This window comes from Chamaesiphon sp. OTE_8_metabat_110 (assembly GCF_031382685.1).
GTDB lineage: Bacteria > Cyanobacteriota > Cyanobacteriia > Cyanobacteriales > Chamaesiphonaceae > Chamaesiphon.
In genome coordinates, this window is record NZ_JANMZA010000165.1 from 1 (window position 1) to 7,255 (window position 7,255).

Sequence of the window (7,255 nt, forward strand, 5' to 3'; positions counted from 1 at the left end):
AGATGCAAACAACATTGTACCTTTCGCTCGTAAAGCAGCTCCTGTAGCCGCCTAAAAAAAACTTACGATTAATTTCTAAGTCGAGCATTTATAGTATGACTCCGTTAATTACTATAACTAAACCCTCAACGGATGCTCTATCTAACCGTCTCTGGTAGGTTAAATAGCTAAGATTCATCAGAGCATCCTGCGACCTGGGATAATTGGTCACTCCCGTCTTGAGGATTAGATAGACTATACCTGTGAATGAGCGGAAAGTTAATACCCAGGGCGGACGGCAGTTCGACTCTGCCCAGCTCCATCAAGTTAATTACTAGTTAATACTTCGGCTGTCGCTCAGTACAAGTAGTTGATAATTAATAATTAAATCCTAGACCCCAATCGAGACTTATATCTCGATCGGGGTCTAGTTTTATACGATCTGAACCGATCGATCGCGGCAAACGATCGCAGTATTAATACTCACATCTGCACCAGCGGCTCGCGCTCTAGAGGTTCCCTCCAGATTGAGCGAGACAAGACAGTACATAAAAATAGACTCAAAACTTACTTCTAAGTATTAAAACTGTCTTGAAAAGGTGCTTCACTATCCACTATCCACTATTCACTATCCACTATCCACTAAAACACCAGTAACTTTGTTTTGATGCAGGATGTGAGAACGCTCGACTAGCTGAAGATGTAGAATATCTCTGAGGTATCGATCGGGTGTGCGACCAAATGACTGAGATCCAGGCTGTACTGTGTGGTTATTATGGCAAAGGTAACGGGGGCGATGAAGCATTGCTAGTGGCGATGCTAGAGATGTTACCGCCCCATGTGAAGCCATTGGTACTGTCCGCCGATCCGCGCGCTACATCCAAGAGTTATGGCGTCAGAAGTTACGATCGAATGAATAGTGGAGCGGTAATTCGCGCCCTGCGAGAGTCCCAAGTTTTGATTTTAGGTGGCGGCAGTCTGATTCAAGATGCGACAAGTCTGCGTAATTCGATCTATTATGGGGGGCTAATGGGATTGGCGCAACAGTTTGGACTACAAACGATCGCGATCGCTCAAGGCATCGGCCCTGTAAGCAAGCCGCTGACTCGCTGGATTGCCAAACGGGCTTTTAGCAACTGTACGGCTTTAAGCGTCCGAGATACCGCCTCTGCCGCCTTGCTGGCGCAGTGGGGAATCGCTTGCGAGCTAGCTCCCGATCCAGTCTGGAGTATGACAGCGACACCAGTGCCCGAGATTGCCCAGATCGCCAGCCCGAAAATCGCCGTCACCTTGCGATCGCATCCCCAATTGACTAACGAACGCTTGGAGACCCTCACCACCGCCTTAGTAGACCTGCAAGCCGCCACTGGCAGCCATATTTTACTCGTTCCCTTTCAACCGACTACAGACATGAATATTGCCCAGCAAATTCAGGCCGAACTAACCGATAATAGTCAGATAATCACCCTGACAAATCCCAAACAACTTAAAGGTTTGTTTCAAGGAGTAGATCTGGCGATCGGAATGCGGTATCACAGTCTGATTATGGCAGCAGCGGAGGGATGTAAATGTTGGGCGATTAGTTATGACCCCAAAGTCAGTAAACTCATGACCGAAATCGATCTCCCCGGCTGGGAACTAGCGAACATCCCCACCGATGCTGCCGCAATTACTCAAGCTTGGCAACAACATCTCACCACCGGGAAGGCACTGAGTCCGAAATCAGTGCAAAATCTCAGCCAACAATCCCGCGTTCATAAGAACTTGCTAACTGCGGCAATCGCACGGATTGAGATGACGTAAAGCGATTCTTCACCCAGTCTCCCAGTCCCCCAGTCCCCCCGTCCCCCTCTCTCCCCGTCACCCCGTCACCCCCTCCATCCTGCCATGTCCCCAGCAGAACACTCTTCTCAAGCCAAAGCAGACCAAGCGATCGAGACTATTTATACCACAGTCGAAGCCCAACCCGATCGGACTGATTGGTTGACGGTCGTCAGCAATCTGCGGCAAATCAATCGTCAACTAGTCGAAGAAATTGCTAGGTTAGAGCAAGCCTTAGCATCTGCCAAGCAAACCTTACACACCCACAAAGAGCAGAATCAGAGCCACGAAATTACCATCCTCCAGCAACAAGACGAACTGCGTAACGCCCACGATCGCATCGGCTCCCTCTTTCAACAGCTAGAGACATCCCACCAAATCGGGCAACGCCAGCAAACACTGATCGAAACCCTCTCCCAACAACTCGAAATCGTCCAAACCATCGTCCCCCAAATCGAAGCCGAACACGAACAACTCCGCCACAAATATCAGCAGCAATCGCAAAAATTAACTAAAACCGAACAAGTTGCCGTCGAACTCCACCGTCGCCTCAAACTGCAACTCACCGCCACTCCTAGCGGCGAACTGTTGCCCCCAGCGGCTCCCAACACTACCGCACCTCCAGTAGCGCCACACCTGGATGACGACGCGATTTCCACTGCCCCAGCAAGCGATGAGATCGCCCCAGCAACTAGCTTTGACGCCGATAGCTTCACCCAAATCGAACCAGCACCACCGCAGTCCCAACTAGATGTTCCCCTGCGTCCATCGACACACTCAGTTGTCGCCGTTTCTACCGCTGCGCCAAGTGGGTGGCGCGAAGCAATTTTCCAAGACCGCGAGGCAAATCGCTACAACCTCACTGAGGAGCGCGGGATGGCCGCATCCGCCGAGATCGTTGCCAAAGAGAGTACCCAACTCAACCATCGGCTCGCCAAATCATCGCCTAATTGGCCAGCACCAACCGTCAGTCATCCTGCCCCTCAAGACGGTAATAGCGATCGCGTCGTCGCTAAACCTGTCAAAATCGATCTGCCCAAATTTCCGAAAAGACCAGCAAAATAAGTCAAGATTAGTTAGTTGCGATCCTGAAGCGCTGCGAGATCGAATCTATCTTCGATCGTGCAGCTATCCTCATTAATACCCACGCATTGACAAGATTGAATTCCGATCGTACCCCTACTCAGTCAGTAGGTTTCTTATTTAGATCTAAATATGTCCAAATTCCTGTCCGAAACGATCGTCGCGGTAATGTTAGCTAGCTTGACTAGCACCGTCCAGGCGCAAACACCCACATCAACTCCCACCCCGAAATTACCACCCACACCAAACTCAACACCAACTACCACCCCAAGACCAACCCTAACCCCGAACTCCATCCCCGCTCCAACTACGCCATCAGCACGACCGACAGCTACCACCCCAGATCTCAAATTATTAACTAAAGCCATCGGCATATTTTGGCAAGGCAATCGCGCTCAGACCGAATCGCAAGTAGTGATGACAATTCAGCCTCAAGGCAAGAATACCACTCCCGTCCAAATTAATGCCACTGTCAAAACGATCGCCCAAACCGACGATCGATTCCGCTCGGAATTAATTTTATCTCGATCGGGGTCGCCAACTAAAACTGCCTACACGATCGTTTGTGACGGTCAAAATGTCTGGATCTATCGTCCCGACAAACGCCAATATTCACAAACTACTTTCTCAGAATTTAAGCCGCAACCTTATTCACTACTCGTCGGACTCTCTACCGTTTTCTTTGTAAGTGCGCCTGAAGCTGGACGCAAGACAGTTATTACCGATATCGCTGCTGGTCGCGATCCGTTTAAATCGATTCCTGCCGAGTTAATGGCTAATTTACAAGGAAATACTCGTCAAGTTGACGGTCAAAGTTTACAGGTTTATACCACCGATAATAAAGTCAGTAAAATTAGTTTTACTGGATTAATTCAACCAGTAACCGGAATCCTCAAACAAATTGAATTTACTAGTACTACGGAAGTTGGCGATATGAAAATAGTCGAAAAAATTATGACGCATACAACTACCACCAATCCTAGCAAGCAAACTTTTAAATTTTCCCCACCGCCAGGAGTCAAAAAAGTTCGGTCAGACAGCGATTTACTGCAATTAGTTCGATAATTTGGCACTCCCAGTGCGGATAATTTACAGCTGAGTCCGCTCCGATCGCAGAGCAGTGCTTCGATCGAGTTAAATAGGTATACGCTTAAAAAAATGGTTCTGTCATGACAGAACCATTAACTCAGAGAATTTAATCTAATTCAAAATGTCTAGCGAACGACACCTGCTTGCTTAGTCATGTCGATCGGTTTCATCAGATACAAGCGGAGTAATTTTACACCCATCGATGCGATCGTCGGTAGATTCTGAATCTTTTTCAACCACTTAGGTGCGGTGGATTGTGCCGATGCTACTAACTTTAGATAGTCTGCGGCACACTTGTCTAAAGTTTGGAAAAACTCTGGACGATCGACATCTAAAATAATCGGGAATACTCGTCCCGCAGTTTTATTAGTTTCTTGGATGACTTCGATATCAAAGTCACGGCTATTCATCCCCAACATGCCATAGAATTTGCTTTCTCTGTCGCGAAGATACATCGTCGCAAATACCGCCAGCAGGAAGAACCGACACCAGAGTTTTGCTCTGAAATCATTGAGAAGCTGGGGTTGGGCACGCATCAGGGCATCGAAGAAATCACCGTGACGGTTCTCATCTTGGCACCAGTTATCAAAGAAGTGGAAGATCGGGTAGATCCGATTTTCGGGATTGGCTTCTAAATGCTGGAAAATCTTAATATATCGCCAGTACCCAATCTTCTCAGATAGGTAGACTGAGTAGAAGATAAATTTGGGCTTGAAGAAAGTGTAGTTGTGAGTCTGAGTGAGAAAGCCCAAATCTAGCGAGAGTCCAAAGTCGGACATCGCCTTATTGAGAAAGCCAGCATGACGGGCTTCATCCCGCGATAGCAGGTTAAAACCTTCGGCTAGCAACGGATTCTTGTGCTTGAGCTTCCGACTGAGTTCTTTGTAGAGCAGGAACCCAGAAAATTCGGAAGTGCAAGAGCTTTCGAGAAATTCGATGAATATCTGACGGGTTTGGGCTGGGAGATCGTCCCAAGAGCGCTCGAATCTTTCATCTCTGACGAAGTGGTTGCGGTTATAGTCAACCCGCATTTCTTCGATAATCGCACGCAACTCATCTTCATTGACAGAGAGATCCATCTTTGCCATCTCTTCAAAGTCGGTAGTGTAGAACCGAGGAGTGAGGAGAGTCTCTTTGGCGGGGCGTTTGATCCCCGGTCTGATTTCGTCAAATGATGGTTTTGTAGGGGAATTTACCATAGTGATTTTATTTATAATTCATTCATATTGCGATCGTCGTGTAAGGCGACTCGCAAGCTTCGGCTCAAGCAAGAGCTTAGACATCTCATTGGCGCAACCTTTCTTGTAGAGAATCGCTGCATAAGTGCATTTTACCAAGTCTAGACTGGCTCGGCAGTGGTTTTTTGTTAAGAGTTACTAACTATCTCTATTCCCCAGCGGCGATCCTGACACGACATTTTGATAGCTATCGTCAGGCTCTTACACCCAATCGTCTGATACTTCCGATACGGCTGCTGGGGCTGCTGGCACTTGAGGGGTCGGATAAATTATCTGCAACTCCAGATCTAGGAAATTACTTAATTCCTGTCCCAACCATCCCAGTTCGGCTTGAGATAGATCTTGCCCGATGGCATATCGCTCTGATGTTATTTTCCGGCTCGATATATCCAAAATCTCCACAACTACCATCCCGACCTGCCAGTGCTGTCTGTGCTAATTGTGCTGACTCAAATCTTTTGTCGAGGTGCGGTTCAGTCATCTGTGCCAACCACCGATCGAATCGCTTGCTAATTGTAGACTGAAATTTGACCCGTCCATTAACCTGTGCTAACTCCGCCGGATGAGTCCCCGTCAGGAGATAAATAATTGTCATCCCCAAACTATATAAGTCCGAAGCCGTCGTAGTTTGACCGCCAAATTGTTCGAGGGGAATATAACCATAGCTCCCCACGATCGTAATCGTCCCACCATCCTTACTGGCAATCGTCTGTACCGAACCAAAATCTACTAGATACACTTCCCCGATACTATTACCAGAACGATCGCCCAAGAGGATATTACTCGGCTTGAGATCGCGGTGGATGACTGGCGGATGTTGTTGATGGAGATAGGTTAAAATGGCTAACACCCGATCGGCTAATTCAATTATTTCTACTTCTGAAAATTTTTGCCCCGATCTGATAATCGACTCTATGCTTTGATTGCAATCGAGGGAAAAGCGCACGAATAATACAATAATCGAGCGAGATATTAAAAAAATCCCCGCTTCATAGCGAGGAAAATTGATTTAATGTGCGTCTTGCAGCTCATAAAAATCAGGCGAAACATAATCCTTGCGGAGGGGATAACCGACCCAATCCTCTGGCATCAATAGCCGCTTGAGATTCGGATGTCCCTGATAGACAATCCCGTACATATCGTATGTTTCCCGCTCTTGCCAGTCGGCAGTTCGCCAGATCCAATATACCGAGGGTACGACTGGATTTTCGCGTGGTAGGAACACTTTGACGCGGACTTCCTCGGGCTTGATGGCATTATCACTCATCTTAATTAAGTGATAAAAACTCACCAGTTCATCGCCAGGGCCAGCATCATAGCCGCCCTGACACTGCATAAAATTAAACCCATAGGCATATAGAGCCGTCGCTACAGGTAACAAGAACTGAGCTTCAACGCGGATGATTTCGACACCTTGGGCGTCGATCGCCAGCTCTGTATGGTCTACAAAGCCGTTCTGGGTCAACCATTGGGAGACTTTACCCGCTGGGACGATCGGGGCTGCGGCTGGCGTTATTTCCGCCGTTTCCTTGGTTTCTTCCTCAGCCACGTTCGACCTCCTGTTTTTGAGCGGTAACGAGTGCGGGTGGTACTGGCATTCCCATGGCGGCGGCGATTTCGGCTGGGGGATGGTCGTGAGTACCCGTCTGGAGATATGCTCCGGTCAAGATGGGGGGCACGACTTTCATGTTATGGGTCGTACTGTAATAGCGGTGAGTTTGATTGAGCAGACTCCGCTCTTGCATCGACTCATTGGCGATTTTTTTCCGCAGCTTGATGATCGCATCCATCACTGCTTCTGGACGTGGCGGACAACCGGGGAGATAAATATCGACGGGGATAAGTTTATCGACACCGCGTACCGCAGTCGGCGAGTCGGCGCTAAACATCCCACCTGTGATCGTACAAGCACCCATCGCGATTACGTACTTGGGTTCGGGCATTTGTTCGTAAAGACGTACCAAGGCGGGAGCCATCTTCATCGTGATCGTACCAGCAGTAATCAATAAATCTGCCTGACGGGTACTCGCACGGGGAATCAGTCC

General features: G+C 48.3%; 7 protein-coding genes and 1 other RNA gene. 4 read left to right on the top strand and 4 right to left on the bottom strand.

The features are described from left to right. The 4 genes from ssrA to RMO52_RS05960 all read left to right on the top strand — a co-directional run. Window positions 1-304, top strand: a transfer-messenger RNA (tmRNA) gene (gene ssrA / locus RMO52_RS05945); the annotation flags it as partial. Between the two features lie 416 nt (window positions 305-720). Further along, a complete protein-coding gene (gene csaB, locus RMO52_RS05950; RefSeq protein ID WP_310411843.1) occupies window positions 721-1,782 on the top strand; it encodes a polysaccharide pyruvyl transferase CsaB in 1,062 nt (353 codons plus the stop codon). Between the two features lie 84 nt (window positions 1,783-1,866). Then, window positions 1,867-2,865 (top strand): hypothetical protein, encoded by a 999-nt coding sequence (locus tag RMO52_RS05955; protein WP_310411845.1) that lies wholly within the window; start codon window positions 1,867-1,869, stop codon window positions 2,863-2,865. 150 nt (window positions 2,866-3,015) lie between these two features. Continuing rightward, complete coding sequence (locus RMO52_RS05960; protein WP_310411849.1) at window positions 3,016-3,948, top strand: DUF2092 domain-containing protein; 933 nt, start codon at window positions 3,016-3,018, stop codon at window positions 3,946-3,948. A 149-nt stretch (window positions 3,949-4,097) separates the two neighbouring features. On the opposite strand, the gene acsF is transcribed toward RMO52_RS05960, so the two are convergent. The 4 genes from acsF to nuoB all read right to left on the bottom strand — a co-directional run. After that, window positions 4,098-5,171 carry a magnesium-protoporphyrin IX monomethyl ester (oxidative) cyclase gene (gene acsF, locus RMO52_RS05965; protein ID WP_309743995.1) on the bottom strand — a complete coding sequence of 358 codons (1,074 nt, stop codon included), beginning with the start codon at window positions 5,169-5,171 and terminating at the stop codon, window positions 4,098-4,100. A gap of 334 nt (window positions 5,172-5,505) precedes the next feature. Further along, the gene (locus tag RMO52_RS05970) at window positions 5,506-6,156 is read right to left on the bottom strand and encodes a protein kinase domain-containing protein (protein WP_309743997.1); all 651 of its coding nucleotides are present in this window, start codon (window positions 6,154-6,156) and stop codon (window positions 5,506-5,508) included. Window positions 6,157-6,219: 63 nt separating this feature from the next. Continuing rightward, entirely contained in the window at window positions 6,220-6,759 is a 540-nt protein-coding gene (locus tag RMO52_RS05975; protein WP_310411852.1) for an NAD(P)H-quinone oxidoreductase subunit J, read from the bottom strand. Next, window positions 6,752-7,255 (bottom strand): NADH-quinone oxidoreductase subunit NuoB (gene nuoB / locus RMO52_RS05980; RefSeq protein WP_310411855.1); only part of this gene is annotated, 504 nt, incomplete at its 5' end. The genes nuoB and RMO52_RS05975, both read right to left, overlap by 8 nt.